The organism is Alcaligenes sp. 1735tsa3 (assembly GCF_024134565.1).
In the GTDB taxonomy this organism is placed as follows: Bacteria; Pseudomonadota; Gammaproteobacteria; order Burkholderiales; family Burkholderiaceae_B; genus Alcaligenes; species Alcaligenes phenolicus.
Map to the genome: position 1 here is coordinate 970439 of NZ_CP099862.1, position 16116 is coordinate 986554.

At 56.5% G+C, this 16116-nt stretch carries 12 protein-coding genes; 9 read left to right on the forward strand and 3 right to left on the reverse strand.

Features of this window, described 5'->3' with window-relative positions; all coding sequences use genetic code 11:
- The first annotated feature begins 75 nt into the window (after positions 1-75).
- Both NIZ92_RS04435 and NIZ92_RS04440 read left to right on the forward strand, forming a co-directional pair.
- Complete coding sequence (locus NIZ92_RS04435; RefSeq protein WP_254002755.1) at positions 76-2499, forward strand: TonB-dependent receptor; 2424 nt, start codon at positions 76-78, stop codon at positions 2497-2499.
- A gap of 85 nt (positions 2500-2584) precedes the next feature.
- Positions 2585-3685: a YncE family protein gene (locus NIZ92_RS04440; RefSeq protein WP_254002756.1), complete on the forward strand. Its 1101-nt coding sequence runs from the start codon at positions 2585-2587 to the stop codon at positions 3683-3685.
- Between the two features lie 141 nt (positions 3686-3826).
- On the opposite strand, the gene tal is transcribed toward NIZ92_RS04440, so the two are convergent.
- The gene (gene tal, locus NIZ92_RS04445) at positions 3827-4789 is read right to left on the reverse strand and encodes a transaldolase (RefSeq protein WP_009463071.1); all 963 of its coding nucleotides are present in this window, start codon (positions 4787-4789) and stop codon (positions 3827-3829) included.
- Positions 4790-4994: 205 nt separating this feature from the next.
- Here tal and carA point away from each other — a divergent pair, with 205 nt between their 5' ends.
- From carA to NIZ92_RS04465, 4 genes are all read left to right on the forward strand, one after another.
- A complete protein-coding gene (gene carA, locus NIZ92_RS04450; RefSeq protein ID WP_256868629.1) occupies positions 4995-6122 on the forward strand; it encodes a glutamine-hydrolyzing carbamoyl-phosphate synthase small subunit in 1128 nt (375 codons plus the stop codon).
- Between the two features lie 8 nt (positions 6123-6130).
- Positions 6131-9373 carry a carbamoyl-phosphate synthase large subunit gene (gene carB / locus NIZ92_RS04455; protein ID WP_035270977.1) on the forward strand — a complete coding sequence of 1081 codons (3243 nt, stop codon included), beginning with the start codon at positions 6131-6133 and terminating at the stop codon, positions 9371-9373.
- A gap of 141 nt (positions 9374-9514) precedes the next feature.
- On the forward strand, positions 9515-10411 hold the full coding sequence (gene lpxO / locus NIZ92_RS04460; protein WP_026485242.1) for a lipid A hydroxylase LpxO: 897 nt from the start codon (positions 9515-9517) through the stop codon (positions 10409-10411).
- Between the two features lie 13 nt (positions 10412-10424).
- A complete protein-coding gene (locus NIZ92_RS04465; RefSeq protein WP_254002757.1) occupies positions 10425-11195 on the forward strand; it encodes an SDR family oxidoreductase in 771 nt (256 codons plus the stop codon).
- A gap of 318 nt (positions 11196-11513) precedes the next feature.
- Here NIZ92_RS04465 and NIZ92_RS04470 read toward each other — a convergent pair whose 3' ends face one another.
- Positions 11514-12152 (reverse strand): histidine phosphatase family protein, encoded by a 639-nt coding sequence (locus NIZ92_RS04470; protein WP_254002758.1) that lies wholly within the window; start codon positions 12150-12152, stop codon positions 11514-11516.
- A 319-nt stretch (positions 12153-12471) separates the two neighbouring features.
- Here NIZ92_RS04470 and NIZ92_RS04475 point away from each other — a divergent pair, with 319 nt between their 5' ends.
- The gene (locus tag NIZ92_RS04475; RefSeq protein ID WP_137431449.1) at positions 12472-13797 is read left to right on the forward strand and encodes a solute carrier family 23 protein; all 1326 of its coding nucleotides are present in this window, start codon (positions 12472-12474) and stop codon (positions 13795-13797) included.
- 407 nt (positions 13798-14204) lie between these two features.
- Positions 14205-14681, forward strand: a complete 477-nt coding sequence (greA, locus tag NIZ92_RS04480; protein WP_022983494.1) for a transcription elongation factor GreA — start codon at positions 14205-14207, stop codon at positions 14679-14681.
- A gap of 96 nt (positions 14682-14777) precedes the next feature.
- On the opposite strand, the gene NIZ92_RS04485 is transcribed toward greA, so the two are convergent.
- A complete protein-coding gene (locus NIZ92_RS04485) occupies positions 14778-15374 on the reverse strand; it encodes a YhbY family RNA-binding protein (protein WP_026485246.1) in 597 nt (198 codons plus the stop codon).
- 17 nt (positions 15375-15391) lie between these two features.
- Here NIZ92_RS04485 and NIZ92_RS04490 point away from each other — a divergent pair, with 17 nt between their 5' ends.
- A complete protein-coding gene (locus tag NIZ92_RS04490; RefSeq protein ID WP_009463090.1) occupies positions 15392-16030 on the forward strand; it encodes an RlmE family RNA methyltransferase in 639 nt (212 codons plus the stop codon).
- The last annotated feature ends 86 nt before the right edge of the window (positions 16031-16116 follow it).

Consider the following 16116-nt stretch of genomic DNA (forward strand, 5'->3'; position numbering starts at 1 on the left):
CAGACGGCAGCGCCCATCACCTTGCCTTGAGGCCGCCTTGCGCGTGCCTTGCTACTCTTTGGACCTAGTCAGACTGTGAATACACCGACCTTTTCTGTGTGGCGCAACAAGCCCGCGATCAATACACGCTTGACGATTCTGGCAATCAGCCTGGCCTGCGCCGTCAGCGCCTTGCCGCTGGACGTACGTGCGCAGGCTCAAGCCACCTCCATCAATCTTCCCGTGCAGCCCCTTAGCAAGTCCTTGTTGCAGTTGGGGCAGCAGGCCTCGGTCCAGATTTTCTTTTCTCAGGAATTGGTGGATGGCCATCAGGCACCGGCCTTGTCGGGCAGCTATTCCCCTGAGCAGGCCTTGCAGCAGCTCTTGGCGGGCACGGGCATCACGTACAAGCGCAAGGGCAATACCATCAGCCTGACGCCGGACCCGGCCTCCTCGGTGGTCGAGCTGTCCACCATTACCGTCAAGGGCGGGATTCTGGGCGACTTGTCGCCTGCCTATGCTGGCGGGCAAGTGGCAACAGGGGGTAGCCTGGGTTTGCTGGGTTCCGTGGATGTGATGGACAACCCCTTTAGCACCACCAACTACACCTCCGAATTGCTCTATGACCAGCAGGCCAGAACTCTGGCCGATGTGGTGGTGAATGATGCGGCGGTGCGCACGACGACCTCGACCGGCGGTTTTGGTGAGGACTTTGTGATTCGCGGCTTTGCGGTAGGCAGTGGTGATGTCAGCGTGAACGGCTTGTATAGCCTGGTGTCTTCCAGCCGTGTGCCCGTGCAGATTCTGGAGCGTGTGGAAGTCCTGAAAGGGCCCGGCACCTTGATGCGCGGTATCCCACCCGGAGGGAGTATAGGCGGGGCGATCAATCTGGTGACCAAGCGGGCCGAGGACGAGCCGCTGACCCGCGTGACGGCCAGTTATGTCAGCCAGGCAAATGTGACGGCACAGCTGGATGTGGGTCGCCGCTTCGGTGAAAACAAGGAATGGGGCGTGCGCTTTAACGGCGTCAAGCGCGGTGGAGAAGCCACGTCACGCGACGGCAAGCAGGATCTGGGCATGGCCGCCCTGGGCGTGGATTATAGAGGCGCCCGTTTGCGCTGGTCTGCGGATGTCATCCACCAGGAAGACACGCTGGAAAATATCCGTTCGCAAATTGGCTTTCAAAGCGATCTGACCGAGCTGCCTGCACCTCCGGATGGCCGTACCAATTTCTACCCCGGCACTCGCCTGACCCAGCGCGACAACACCATCATGTCCCGTCTGGAATATGACTTCAGCGATTCGGTCACCGGACATATCGGGATGGGCTACCGTCATGGCAAGAATCGCCAGATTTTCCCGGTGAATGTGAAACCGGGGAATCCCAATGTGCGCCAGTCTGTAGATGCTGACGGCAATTTCAGCGTGATCTCCACGTTCTATGACTCCTATTCCAAAACGCTAAGCAGCGACGCGGGTTTGAGCGTGGATTTCGACACGGGCAGCGTGGCGCACAAGCTGGCTTTCGGAGTGAGCTATATGGATCAGGAGCTGGGCAATGCCTACAGCCCTGGCACGGAAGTGGCGGACTCCAATATCTATAATCCTGTGCCTATTCCGGCAGGTCCAACAGAGCGGCTGACGCCACAAAAAGCGTCCAGTACCGGCCTGCTCAGCTTTGCCGTGGCAGATACCTTGTCCTTTGCTGATGACCGTGTCTTGCTGACGGTGGGGGCGCGTCGTCAGACCGTGGATGTCACCAGCTTCAATACGACTACAGGTGTAAAAACCTCCGATTACAAGGCCAGTTCCATCTCGCCTTTGGCGGGGATTGTGGTCAAGCCGATGGAGAATGTCTCGGTCTTCGCCAACTTCACCGAAGGTTTGACGCGCGGCACGATTGTTGGGGACACCTACGCGAATCGTGGCGAGATTCTCAAGCCTTTCAAGTCCCGTCAGTATGAGGCGGGTGTGAAAGTGGATTGGGGTGGCATCATGACCTCGGCCTCCCTGTGGCAGATTGCCCGACCTGCAGGGCAAGAGGATGGAAACAATGTGTATGGCTACTTTGGCGAACAGCGCAACCGTGGTTTGGAGCTGAGTGCCTACGGTGAATTGATGCCAGGTTTGCGCATGATGGCCAGTGCTGGCTTTACCCAAGGCAAGCTCACCAAAACCCAGAACGGTGTGAATGAAGGCAACCGGGCACCGGGTGTACCTGCCAGCACCTATAACCTGGGTCTGGATTGGGATACGCCTTGGGTACAAGGCCTGAGCCTGAATGGTCGCGTGATTCATACCTCGTCCCAGTATCTGAACAACACCAATACCTTGAAGCTGCCCGCCATGACCCGCTTTGATGTAGGTGCGCGCTACTACGCCGATATTGCGGGCAAGGATGTGGTGATTCGCGCCAATATCGAAAACCTGACCGACAAGCGCTACTGGCTGGCTTCCAGCAACTTTGCCACGAACGGGGCAGGGCGCACATTCATGTTGTCGGCCTCCGTGAATTTCTGATTCGCTGATTGTTAACGTCAGGCAGGGCTTCGCGGCTGTATTCGATACCGCCTGGCCCTACCTGGACCTGGAAGGGAAAAACAAAATGTTGAAACGATGTTTTCTGATGTCCGTTCTGTCGGCGGCCCTGTTGAACGTGACCGCGTATGCTCAACCTACCCAGCCATCTGTGCAGCCCTTGAGTCCAGAGTTGGCGCAGCGCAGCTCGATCACGGCCGATGGCGCCTTGCGCAAGGAACTGGCTTACGGGATTTATCAGATGGCTTACAGCGCGTCTGAAAAGGCCCTGTATGTAGCCTCGGCAGAAATGCTTGATGGTGTGCGGGGCGGGGCGCTCTACAAGCTGGACCCGCAGACTCTGGATGTGCTGGGTGTGATTCACACCGATGAAAGCAATTTTGGCTTGAGCAGCAATACCGAGGGGAATGTGCTGTTCATGACGAACAGCCTGAACCCGGCAGTTGCGCGCGTGGAGCTGGGCGAAAAGGGCGGTCTGAAACGTACGGCTTTCAGCAATATGGGGACGGATGGTTTCAAGGTGGGGCCACGTACGGTGAAGCTGGATGAGGCCTATAAGCGTCTTTATGTAGGGGGCGTAGGCAATCCGGCGGTAATCTGGGTGCTGGACACGAGCAGCATGGAAGTGCTCAACACCATTGAGAATGCGGGCAAATGGGTGACCGGTTTATTGTTGGACACGGATCATCGCCGTATGTACGCAGGCAATGGTGACGGTGAAGTGCTGGTGATTGATACGGACAAGAACCAGATCCAACAGCGTTGGAAACCTGCCGGGGACAAGCCGGCGATCTTGCTCAACTTTGCTCTGGACCCGAAGCGCAACCGTTTATACGCCACGGAAAATCAGCATCAGAAAACGGTTTATGTGCTGGATGCCAGCACAGGCAAGCTGCTGGAGCAACTGGACGTAGGGGACGCGCTGGATATTGTCTATAACCCCAAGCGTGACGAGCTGTATGTGTCGCACCGCCAGCAGGGCAAGGTGTCTGTGCTGGATGCGGGCAGCTATGCGAAAAAGGCGGAATACAGCTTGCTTGCTCATCCCAACAGTCTGCTGCTGGGGCCGGACGATCAACTGTATGTCACGGTGAAAGCTCCCTTCACGCCTGACCATAAGGTCAGCGCCCGCGAAAGTGTGGTGCGTATTGATCTGAGCAAGATCTGATTGCAGCCTGAAGGTTCAAAGCAAATCAGCCCGGCGCAATGCCGGGCTGAGTCTTTTTGCTGCTCAAGTTCTTGATCAAGCAGGGATTCTGCTTTCTGGGCTTTGCAGGGTGCAAAGCCTTCTAAAGTGTTGTGCCAGTGATCAAGCCTGCTGACGCGCTTGCTGAATCAAGGAGTCCAGCTTGATGCCATCCGCGGTGAACTGACGGATGCCTTCGGCCAGCTTTTCAGTAGCCATCGCGTCCTGGTTCAAATCCGTGCGGAAAGTGATTTCATTGCTGGCACGCCATTCGGGGGCAACCGCCTTGGCGCGCGCCACATCCAGCATGGCAGGGACTTCACCTTGGGCTGCATCCAGCTGGCCCAGCAGATCCGGGCTGATGGTCAGCAGATCGCAACCGGCCAGCGCCTTGATCTGGCCGACATTGCGGAAGCTGGCACCCATGATCTCCGTGGGGATGTCATAGGTTTTGTAGTATTCGTAAATGCTGCGGACCGAGCGCACGCCGGGATCGTTCTCGCCTTGGTTGGCGCTTTCGTCCCAGTCCTGGCCAGCGGTTTTCTTGAACCAGTCGTAGATGCGACCCACAAAGGGCGAGATCAGGGTGACTTTGGCCTGGGCGCAGGCGATGGCTTGCGGCAGGCAGAACAAAAGGGTCAGGTTGCAGTTGATGCCTTCGGCTTGCAGCGTACGGGCGGCCTGAATGCCTTCCCAGGTGCTGGCCAGCTTGATCAGTACCCGTTCGCGCGGCACACCGGCCTTTTCGTAATGCTGAATGATATGGCGGGCGCGCTCGACACTGGCCAGGGTATCAAAAGACAGGCGAGCATCCACTTCGGTGGAGACGCGGCCGGGAACAATGTCCAGAATTTGTTGGCCAAAGGCAACCAGCAACAGGTCGCTGGTTTCTGCCAGGCTGGCGTGAGGGTGGTCGGCGATGACACGGTCCAGCAAGGGGCGATAGGCCGCCTGCTGGACAGCCTTCAAGATCAGGGAAGGATTGGTTGTTGCATCGGTAGGGCGATACGCACGCATCGCTTCAAAATCGCCTGTGTCGGCCACTACGGTTGTGCACTGGCGCAGGGAGTCAAGCTGAGTAGTCATGTCTGTTACTAGTCCATCGCAAAGCCATCAAACCAATCAATTACTGTAGTCGATTTTCCAGGTTTTCGTGCCTGGTTTCGGTGTTATTACCGATAAACTACCGGAAAAACCCCGTTTGAGCATATAATTAGAAGGTTTAATATTAATTTCAGAATCCGGGGTTTTTAACGTGCTGCCGTCTTTATTTCCTGAGGAGTCCCGCACTATCACTAGTGCCGTCCTAGCCCTGGCGGATGGAACCCTATTCAAAGGGGTATCAATCGGTGCCGAGGGGCACTGTGTTGCTGAGATCGTTTTCAATACAGCCATGACGGGCTATCAGGAAATCCTGACAGACCCAAGCTACAGCGGTCAAATTGTTACGCTTACCTATCCGCACATCGGTAATACCGGTGTCAATCCAGAGGACTCCGAATCCACCAAAGCCCACGCTGCCGGGCTTGTCATTCGCGATTGTCCCGCCCGCCTGTCCAACTTCCGCTCCACCCAGTCTTTGCCCGACTACCTGAAAGCTCAGGGCGTTGTGGCCATCTCCGGTATCGACACCCGCAAGCTGACTCGCATTTTGCGCGAGAAAGGCTCCATGGGTGCCTGCATCTTGGTGGGTGATGATGCTGAACGTGCACTGGAACTGGCCCGCTCTTTCCCTGGCCTGAAAGGTCAGGACCTGGCCAAGGTGGTTACCACCGACAAGTCCTACAACTGGACCGAAGGTTCGTGGGAACTGGGCCAAGGTTTCTCCAAGCCCGAAGGCGACCGCTTCCATGTGGTGGCTTACGACTTTGGCGTCAAGGCCAACATCCTGCGCCTGATGGCGGACCGTGGCTGTAAGGTCACCGTCGTGCCTGCGCAAACTCCATTGGCCGATGTGCTGGCTTACGAACCTGATGGCGTGTTCCTGTCCAATGGCCCTGGTGATCCGGAGCCTTGCGATTACGCAATCGAAGCTTGCAAGGGCTTGCTGGAGCGCAAGTTGCCTGTGTTTGGTATTTGCCTGGGTCATCAGATCCTGGGTCTGGCCGTAGGTGCTCAGACCTTGAAGATGAAAAATGGCCACCACGGTGCCAACCACCCTGTGCAGGAACTGGCCAGCGGCCGCGTGTTCATCACCAGCCAGAATCACGGTTTTGCGGTGGATGCCACAACCTTGCCAGCCAATGCCAAGGTCACGCACATTTCTTTGTTCGACCAGAGCCTGCAAGGCTTCGAGTTGACAGATCGCCCCGCGTTTTGCTTCCAGGGCCACCCCGAAGCCACTCCCGGCCCGCGCGATATTGCCTCGCTGTTCGACAAATTCATCAGCCTGATGGCTGCCCACCAGGCCAATAAATAAATCGCACTATGCCAAAGCGTTCAGACTTAAAAAGCATTCTTATCATTGGCGCAGGCCCGATCATCATTGGTCAGGCTTGTGAATTCGACTACTCGGGAGCCCAGGCATGTAAGGCCCTGAAGGCCGAGGGTTACCGGACTGTGCTGGTCAACAGCAACCCGGCCACCATCATGACGGACCCGGATACGGCCGACGTCACCTACATCGAGCCCATCACCTGGCAAGCTGTCGAGAAAATCATTGAAAAAGAGCGTCCCGATGCGCTCTTGCCCACCATGGGCGGCCAAACCGCGCTGAACTGCGCCCTGGATCTGGCCAAGCATGGCGTGCTGGAAAAATTCGGTGTCGAGCTGATCGGTGCCAACGCCGCTGCTATCGAAAAAGCTGAAGACCGCCTGAAATTCAAAGACGCCATGACCTCCATCGGTCTGGAGTCCGCCAAGTCCGGCGTGGCTCACAGCATGGACGAAGCCTGGGCGGTTCAAAAGCGTATCGCTGAAGAAATCGGTACCGCCGGTTTCCCCGTCGTGATTCGCCCCAGCTTCACGCTGGGCGGTACGGGCGGCGGTATTGCCTACAACCCTGAAGAATTCGAAACCATCTGCCGTCGTGGTCTGGAAGCCTCGCCAACCAACGAACTGCTGATTGAAGAATCCCTGCTGGGCTGGAAAGAGTTTGAAATGGAAGTCGTGCGTGATCGCGCCGACAACTGCATTATTGTGTGCTCCATTGAAAACCTGGACCCCATGGGTGTGCACACCGGTGACTCCATCACCGTGGCTCCTGCCCAAACCCTGACCGACCGCGAATACCAGATCATGCGTAATGCATCGATCGCCGTATTGCGCGAAATCGGTGTGGATACCGGTGGTTCGAACGTTCAGTTCGCGGTGAACCCCGATAACGGCCGCATGATCGTTATCGAAATGAACCCGCGCGTGTCTCGTTCCTCGGCTCTGGCTTCCAAAGCCACGGGTTTCCCTATCGCCAAGATTGCTGCGCGTCTGGCCGTGGGTTACACCCTGGACGAGCTGCTGAACGAAATCACCGGTGGTGCGACCCCCGCTTCGTTCGAGCCCACCATCGATTACGTGGTTACCAAAGTGCCACGTTTCGCCTTCGAAAAATTCCCTCAGGCCGACTCGCGCCTGACCACCCAGATGAAGTCCGTGGGCGAAGTGATGGCTATTGGCCGCACTTTCCAGGAATCCTTCCAGAAAGCCCTGCGTGGCCTGGAAGTGGGTGTGGATGGTCTGAACCAGAAAACCACCGACCGCGAAAAACTGCAGGTCGAACTGGGCGAACCCGGCCCAGAGCGTATCTGGTACGTGGGCGATGCTTTCGCTCAAGGCCTGACCCTGGACGAAGTTCACAACCTGACCAAGATCGACCCCTGGTTCCTGGCCCAGATCAAAGAGATCGTGGACATCGAACTGGCTCTGGAGCAAAAGACGCTGGCCGATCTGGACCGCGACACCTTGTTCGGTCTGAAGCGTCGTGGTTTCTCCGACCGCCGTCTGGCTTTCCTGCTGGACACCGTGGAATCGGAAGTGCGCAAACTGCGTCACCAGTTGAACGTGCGTCCTGTCTACAAGCGTGTGGACACCTGCGCGGCTGAATTCTCCACCGATACGGCCTATATGTACTCGACCTACGAGGAAGAGTGCGAATCCAATCCTACGGACAAGAAGAAGATCATTGTTCTGGGTGGTGGTCCTAACCGTATTGGTCAGGGTATCGAGTTTGACTACTGCTGCGTGCACGCAGCTCTGGCATTGCGCGAAGATGGTTACGAAACCATCATGGTCAACTGCAATCCCGAGACCGTTTCTACCGACTACGACACCTCCGATCGTCTGTACTTCGAGCCTCTGACTCTGGAAGACGTGCTGGAAATCGTTCACATCGAAAAACCCGTGGGCACCATCGTTCAGTACGGTGGCCAGACTCCGCTGAAATTGGCACGTGCTCTGGAAGCCAACGGTGTACCTATCATCGGTACCAGCCCTGAATCCATTGACGTGGCTGAAGACCGTGAGCGCTTCCAGAAGCTGCTGACCAAGCTGGGTCTGCGTCAGCCGCCAAACCGTACGGCTCGTACCGAAGGCGAAGCCATTGCTCTGGCTGCTGAAATTGGCTACCCCCTGGTGGTGCGCCCAAGCTATGTGCTGGGTGGCCGCGCCATGGAAATTGTGCACGAGCAGCAAGACCTGGAGCGCTACATGCGCGAAGCGGTCAAGGTCAGCAATGACTCGCCCGTGCTGCTGGATCACTTCCTGAACAACGCTACCGAAGTGGACGTGGACTGCCTGGCCGATGGCGAGCGCGTGTTTGTGGGCGGTGTGATGCAACACATTGAACAAGCTGGTGTTCACTCCGGTGACTCCGCTTGCAGCTTGCCTCCTTACTCGCTCAGCGACGAAACCGTAGCTGAAATCAAGCGCCAGACCGCACTCATGGCCAAGGCCTTGAACGTGAAGGGCCTGATGAACGTGCAGTTCGCCATTCAGGATGGTGATGTGTACGTGCTGGAAGTGAATCCACGTGCTTCGCGTACCGTGCCGTTCGTGTCCAAGGCTACCGGTTTGCAGCTGGCCAAGATCGCCGCTCGCGCCATGGCTGGTCAGACTCTGTCCGAGCAAGGCATTACTGAAGAAGTCACGCCGTCTTACTACAGCGTGAAAGAAGCCGTGTTCCCCTTCGTGAAGTTCCCTGGTGTGGATACCATTCTGGGACCTGAAATGAAGTCCACCGGTGAAGTCATGGGCGTGGGCACCTCGTTTGCCGAAGCCTTCGTGAAGTCGCAGATGGCTGCCAGCGTGAACCTGCCCAAGGGCGGTCTGGCCTTCATCAGCGTGCGTGCTCAGGACAAACCACAAGCGGTTGAAGTGGCTCGTGGCCTGATCTCGCTGGGCTTCAAGGTTGTGGCTACCCGCGGTACCGCCAGCGCCATCGAGCAGGCCGGTCTGGCTGTTCAAGTGGTGAACAAGGTTACCGAAGGTCGTCCGCACATTGTGGACATGATCAAGAACGGTGAAGTTTCCTTGGTCATCAATACGGTTGAAGAGCGTCGCAACGCCATCGTTGATTCGCGTACAATCCGTACACATGCGCTGGCTGCCAACCTGGCCTACTACACCACCATTGCCGGTGCTGTGGCGGCGGTTCAAGGCTTGCAGTATCTGAGCCAAGGTGAGGGCTTGAAAGTTTACGCGGTTCAAGAGCTGCACGCTCTGCTCGCGAAACACTAAGTCTTACCCGGCTGGAAAGGCGCACCTTAGTGGTGCGCCTTTTTTTGTTCTTGCATCAGACAAGACCAAGCCGTCGTATTGGGGCAGCACGCAGGCCACCGCCTGCACAGTGCAGAAGTTTTCTTCTTTGGAGATCATGTCGTGAAATGGTTCATTCTTGCCTTGTTCATCGTGTGCACGATTGTTGTGCACTTCAGGGGTCGAGTCAGGCACCGGTTTTCTCGCCAGTTGCTGGATCATTCCACCTTCACGGCTCCTCTGAACGTCTTCATGTACGGCTTTTCGGCAGTACCGAACGAGCCGTATCTGGATTTGAAACATTTTCCCGAGCTGAACAAGCTGCTGGAGCACTGCGATGAAATCCGTGCCGAGGCCGAGCAGCTATTTGGCGAAGGCCATATCAAGGCCTCGGACAAGTACAACGATGCGGGTTTCAACTCCTTCTTCAAAACCGGCTGGACGCGTTTTTACCTGAAGTGGTATGACGCGGATCATCCTTCGGCACGCGAACTGTGCCCGGTGACGACCAATCTGCTCAAGGACATTCCTTCGATCAAGGCGGCCATGTTCACCTCCTTGCCACCCGGTGCCCGTTTACCGCGTCACCGCGACCCTTATGCGGGTTCGCTGCGCTTTCACATGGGGCTGATGACGCCTAATAGCCCGGATTGTTATATCGAAGTGGACGGCCAGCGCTACCACTGGCGTGATGGCGAGGCCGTGGTGTTTGATGAAACCTTTATTCACTACGCCGAGAACAAAACGGATCAGAACCGCATTATCTTGTTTGCGGACGTAGAGCGCCCCATGCGTTACCGCTGGGCACAGGCGATCAATCACGCAGTAGGTGGTTTCTTGCTGCGCGCCGCTGCCGCTCCTAACCAGGAAGGCGACCGCACGGGTGGTATCAACCGTATTTTCGGTACGGTTTATGCAGTGCGTCGTTTCGGCAAGGCGATCAAGAAAAAGAACGAAACCCTGTACTACATCCTTAAGTGGTTGCTGGTGCTGGGCATTGCTGCCCTGATCTTCCTGTAAAAAGCAGGCAAAGATGCAAACCGTCTTTATCACGGGCGCCAGCAGCGGTCTGGGCAAAGCGCTGGCCCAGGAATATGCCGCTCAAGGTGCTTGCCTGGGTTTGCTGGGCCGGCGTCAGGAAGAACTCCAGGCGCTGGCTGAGAGCTTGCCCGGTGTGCACCGTATCTATGTGGCGGATGTACGTGACAGAGACGCCTTGCATCAAGCGGCCCAGGACTTTTTGCAGTTCACAGGGCAAAGAATTGATGTGGTCATTGCCAGTGCGGGGATCAGCGCTGGCACCTTGACGGAAGAAACCGAGGATTTTGCCGTCTTCAAAGCCATTGTGGATACAAACCTTCTGGCCATGGTGGCGACCTTCGAGCCTTTTATCGGCACCATGAAAGCGGCGGGGAAGGGAACCTTGGTGGGTATTGCCAGCGTGGCGGGTATTCGTGGTTTGCCCGGTGCGGGGGCTTATAGCAGCTCCAAGGCGGCTGTCATTGCCTATTGCGAAAGCTTGCGGCTGGAGCTGTCGCTGTACGGTGTTTCTGTTGTCACCATTACGCCCGGCTATATTCGCACAGCCATGACGGCGCAGAATCCTTACTCCATGCCGTTTCTGATGCCTGCTGAGGACTTTGCCCGCAAAGCTCGCAAGACCATCGAGCAGGGCGTGTCCTATCGAGTCATTCCGTGGCAGATGGGAGTTGTCTCGCGCCTGATGCGTCTTTTACCTAATTGGCTGTATGACCGTCTGGCTCGTCGGGCACCTCGCAAGCCACGACTGAACAAAAAAAGCTGATCATTGCCCCTGTAGCTGATTTTTTAAGCCCTTAATGGCCTCAGCGTGGCTATGCTTATGGCCGCAACCGCAACCGCAACCGCAACCGCAACCGCAACCGCAACCGCAACCGCAACCGCAATAGTGCCTGTGGCTCTTCCTGGTATGGGTCCGTCGCTATCGTAAGGATAAAGCTTGCGGGCGTGGCGCTGGAGACACTGTCAGGAACTGACGAGGTGAGTCAGGCGGACAGGACTCCGCACAAGTCTCAGGCTGGTTTATCGAACGCTGCAGCTAATCCGATCTGCGGGTACCTGCCTGATCATGGCTATGTATGGCTTAGAGTTGCTCGTCCAGTGCCGTATTCAGATGTGGCAACTGCCCCCACTGCGTACAGGTCCAGTTCAAGTCCGCATCAATGCTGAAGAAGTTCAGGCTGGTATTCAGAATTGCGTGAGTGCGCTTGGCATTCAGCGCCTGCTGGTTCAGCTTGCGCCAAACCATATCAATGACACCGCCATGGGCAAAGACCAGCAAGTTCTTGCCCGTATTGTCCTGTGCCAGCGCCTCAAAGCAGCTCAGAACCCGTGTTTGAAACTGACGCAGTGATTCGCCGCCCTCTACGGCGTAATCGATATCGACGGTGTCGTCGGGCTGATCCGGCCCATGGCGGCCTGCCGCATCCCAGGCCTGGCCTTCCAGCTTACCAAAGCCGCGTTCGCGCAGTCCCTGGACTTGCTGGATTTCAATATCCCAATGCTGACAGGCAATTGCCGCTGTTTCCGAGGCGCGTTGCAGATCGCTGCTGATGATGGCATCCACAGACATGTGAAACGCCGGGGAGCTCAGGTAGCTTTGCAGGGCACGGGCCTGTTCGCGGCCGGTCTCGTTCAGCTCTATATCCTGCCAGCCCTGTAAACGGCGTACGGCGTTCCAGGCGGTTTCACCATGGCGGATCAGACAAATAGACGTACTCATGCTGGCGTAATCACTCTGCTAGGGAATCGGACTGCCAAAGGCAGGCTGATTGTCTATTGTAATGGGCCAGTCAAGCACAGGCAGATAGAGGGGGTATATACCGCATATAGCGCGAGCATCGACGCCAAAAGGCAGTTTGAAACCTGTATTGGCTGGATCCATGTTGGGGTTTACCGCGTACTGCCTTATTTTCAGGTGCCTTGTTGAGTCTTTCACGTTTAAAATCATGCCTCAACGAATCAGCCAGTGCCTCAGGGAGCACTGCGCGACCGTCTGACGAATTGCGCTGTATTTCTTTATTCCTTTTCTGGAACCCTTTATGTCTCAGTCTTACTTCCCGCGTTGGCGCCGAGTGTCCGGCAGCGAACCCGGTGCGGTTGTGCAGCCCGACGAATGTCTAGCCACGCCGCAAAACATTGCCATGGGTGCGCAGCACGTGGTGGCCATGTTCGGCTCCACCATTCTGGCTCCCTTGTTGATGGGCTTTGATCCCAATCTGGCCATCTTGATGTCCGGTATTGGTACGCTGATTTTCTTTGTGTTTGTCGGTGGCCGGGTTCCCAGCTACCTGGGTTCCAGCTTTGCGTTTATTGGTGGTGTGATTGCGGTTACCGGCTATGCCGGTAGCGGCCCGAATCCCAATATTGGCGTGGCCTTGGGGGCCATTATTATCTGTGGTCTGGTCTATACGCTGATCGGTGTTCTGGTCTGGGTGTTCAATGCCCGTACCCAGGGTGGGGCAGCGCGTTTGATCAACCATTGGATGCCTCCGGTTGTTACCGGCTCGATTGTGGCGGTGATTGGCCTGAACCTGGCTCCTATTGCGGCCAAGGGCGCGATGGGTAGCGGCACCTTCGATTCCATGATGGCCTTGATGACCGTGTTGTGCGTGGGTGGTATTGCGGTCTACACCCGCGGGGTGGCTCAGCGCTTGCTGATTCTGGTGGGTTTGGCTCTGGCTTGCGTGTTGTACTGGGTTTTCACCAATGTGATGGGCTACGGCACCCCAATCAACTTTGCGCCGGTTGCTGAAGCCGCCTGGCTGGGTCTGCCCAGCTTTGCCGCGCCTGTGTTCCAGGCTCATGCCATGACCGTGATTGTGCCGGTGGCCATTATTCTGGTGGCTGAGAACCTGGGTCACATCAAGGCGGTTAGCGCCATGACCGGTCAGGATCTGGACGGTTATCTGGGTCGTGCTTTCGTGGGTGATGGCGTGGCGACCATGCTGTCCGGCTCCGTAGGCGGCACTGGTGTGACGACTTACGCTGAGAATATCGGCGTGATGGCCGCTACCCGTATCTACTCGACGCTGGTGTTTGCCTTTGCTGCCGTGATCGCGATTTTCCTGGGCTTTTCGCCCAAGTTCGGTGCCGTGATCCAGTCGATTCCTGGCCCTGTGCTCGGTGGCATGTCCATCGTGGTGTTTGGTTTGATCGCTATTGCCGGCGCCCGTATCTGGGTGGTGAACCAGGTGGATTTCAGCGATAACCGCAATTTGCTGGTGGCAGCCGTCACCCTGATTCTGGGGGCTGGTAACTTCTCCTTGCAGTTTGGCGTGATTCGTCTGGACGGCATTGGCTGCGCCACCTTTGGTGCTATTTTGCTGCACGCTTTGTTGCGAGGCCGTCGCCAGAATATGGTGTAGTCGGCCCAAGGCGGATCAAGACTGGCCTGGCTCTGACCAGTTTGGCCATCAGCCTGTCGCCAGCCTCGAAATAGCCTGCTCTAAACCCGTGGCCCTTGAGCTTCTGTTTTTTTACACAGGGGTTTCAGGGGCTTGCTATTTTCAGGCAGTTTGCCGACAATAGATCTCACACCCCGGTTCTTCGCGGGGTTTTTTTCTGCCGCAGAATTTCTCTGTGTCGGAAAAGCCATATTGGGGCAGCCGGCAGGTTTGGCTTGAGCAGTGTGTTTGAATGTACGCTGTAGGGTCAGCAGGACTTTCAAGTCGGCCGATTCAACCTGTTTGATTGTTTGCCCCATCATCGTTATCCCCCTATCTTCCAGGCGCTCCTGCTACGGAGCGTCTTTTACTTGTTGAGCAGGAATACTATGTCTGCGATCCCATTGACTGCGCAGGGCGCACAACGTTTGCAAGTCGAATTACACCGCCTCAAGACGGTGGAACGCCCGGATGTAATTAACGCCATCGCCGAAGCGCGAGCACAAGGCGATTTGTCCGAGAACGCCGAGTATGATGCCGCGCGCGAGCGCCAAGGCTTTATCGAGGGTCGGATTGCCGAATTGGAAGGCACTTTGTCCAATGCCCAGATTATCGAACCGGCCGCGCTGCAGGCGGATGGCCGCATCGTGTTCGGTGCCACGGTTGAAATCGAGGACCTGGAGTCCGGCAACACCGTGACTTACCAGATTGTGGGTGACGTCGAGGCCGACATCCGTGCCAACAAGATTTCCATCTCCAGCCCTGTGGCTCGTGCCCTGATTGGCAAGAGCGAAGGCGATGTGGTCGAGGTCAAGGCGCCCGCCGGTATTCGTGAATACGAAATCCTGTCGATCAGTTACGTTTGACCTTGCTTCTGACAGCAGGCTTGTCCTGCTGTTGATTCGAGCCCGCAAAAGAAAGGCCCCTGCACATTGTGCGGGGGCCTTATAATTTACGGCAGTTTAGCGTTTGCCCGAACCGCCCAGTCCGCGACGAGCGCCTGCCCGCAAGGACATGGCACTGCCAGGACGGTTGGTATTGCTACGGGGCGCGGCAGCAGGTTTGACTGCCGAGAACTTTTGAACACTGCGTGGTGCGGCCGAGGCTTTCTTCTCTTGGGTGCTGCTGCGTTCAGCTTGCATTTCAGCACGGCGAGCACGTTCCGTCTTGCGCGTACGCTGAACACCGGAAGCGGCCAGCTTTTTGGGCGTGTAAGGCTCCGAAGGCTTGCGCACCGCACGGGTAGGTTTTTCAACAGGCGCTCCCAAAACAGGGGGGCGTTCGATATTGGGTCTGTAGATAGTCAGGATTTTGCCCAGATGATGAATAGGGGCAGCATCGAGCGCATCGCAGATTTGTTCTAACATGGTCAGACGAGCCTGACGGTCATCACCGGCCACACGGATCTTGATGAGCTGGTGAGCCTGCAGGTGGACGGTGATTTCTTTGATCACGGCGTCGGTCAGGCCATTGTCTCCAATCAGGACAACTGGGCGCAGAGCGTGAGCAGCAGCACGAAGTTCGCTGCGCTCATGAGGTGTAAGGTTGAGTTTTGGCATAAAGAGATTGTACGGGAATGGCCAAGAAAAAATTCTCTAAAGAGTGGGTTCAGCAGCATATAAATGACCCCTACGTCAAATTGGCGCAACAAAAAGGGTATCGCGCGCGTGCGGCCTTCAAGCTCAGTGAAATATTGGATCTGGAGAAGATTCAGGTTCAGGGCAAGGTGGTGGTGGACCTGGGGTCTACGCCGGGCAGCTGGTCGCAATTGATACGGGAACGCATGGTCGGCCCTGGCGGTGTGCTCAATGGTCGCATTATCGCACTGGATATATTGGAAATGGAACCAATTGCCGGGGTAGAGTTCATGCAAGGCGACTTTCGCGAGGACTCTGTACTGGAGCAATTGCAAGATTCCTTAAAAGGTGCGGCGGTAGACCTTGTGATTTCGGATATGGCCCCCAACTTGTCTGGTGTGGCATCGGCCGATTCCGCCCGCATCCAGCATTTATGCGAGCTGGCACAGGAATTTGCCCTGCAGCATCTGACCGATGAAGGGGTACTGATCGTCAAAGCCTTCCACGGCAGCGGGTTTTCCCAGATCGTGGAGTCTTTCAAGCAGAATTTTGTCAGAGTCGTCGAGCGTAAACCCAAGGCTTCGCGTGATAAATCCTCCGAAACCTTTCTCGTTGCCCGTGGCTTGAAGCGCAGGTAATTTATGACTTGCCGGGCTTTGAATCGGGTAGAATGAACTATGTATGGCGCTTGTTCAGGTATGTGTAAGCATATGGAGCAAGTTAT

Bases quoted from the DNA above. Each gene is read 5' to 3' on its own strand.
- NIZ92_RS04440 (WP_254002756.1), top strand. From the start codon at position 2,585: ATGTTGAAACGATGTTTTCTGATGTCCGTTCTGTCGGCGGCCCTGTTG.
- tal (WP_009463071.1), bottom strand. From the start codon at position 4,789: ATGACTACTCAGCTTGACTCCCTGCGCCAGTGCACAACCGTAGTGGCC.
- carB (WP_035270977.1), top strand. From the start codon at position 6,131: ATGCCAAAGCGTTCAGACTTAAAAAGCATTCTTATCATTGGCGCAGGC.
- NIZ92_RS04465 (WP_254002757.1), top strand. From the start codon at position 10,425: ATGCAAACCGTCTTTATCACGGGCGCCAGCAGCGGTCTGGGCAAAGCG.
- NIZ92_RS04470 (WP_254002758.1), bottom strand. From the start codon at position 12,152: ATGAGTACGTCTATTTGTCTGATCCGCCATGGTGAAACCGCCTGGAAC.
- NIZ92_RS04475 (WP_137431449.1), top strand. From the start codon at position 12,472: ATGTCTCAGTCTTACTTCCCGCGTTGGCGCCGAGTGTCCGGCAGCGAA.
- greA (WP_022983494.1), top strand. From the start codon at position 14,205: ATGTCTGCGATCCCATTGACTGCGCAGGGCGCACAACGTTTGCAAGTC.
- NIZ92_RS04485 (WP_026485246.1), bottom strand. From the start codon at position 15,374: ATGCCAAAACTCAACCTTACACCTCATGAGCGCAGCGAACTTCGTGCT.
- NIZ92_RS04490 (WP_009463090.1), top strand. From the start codon at position 15,392: ATGGCCAAGAAAAAATTCTCTAAAGAGTGGGTTCAGCAGCATATAAAT.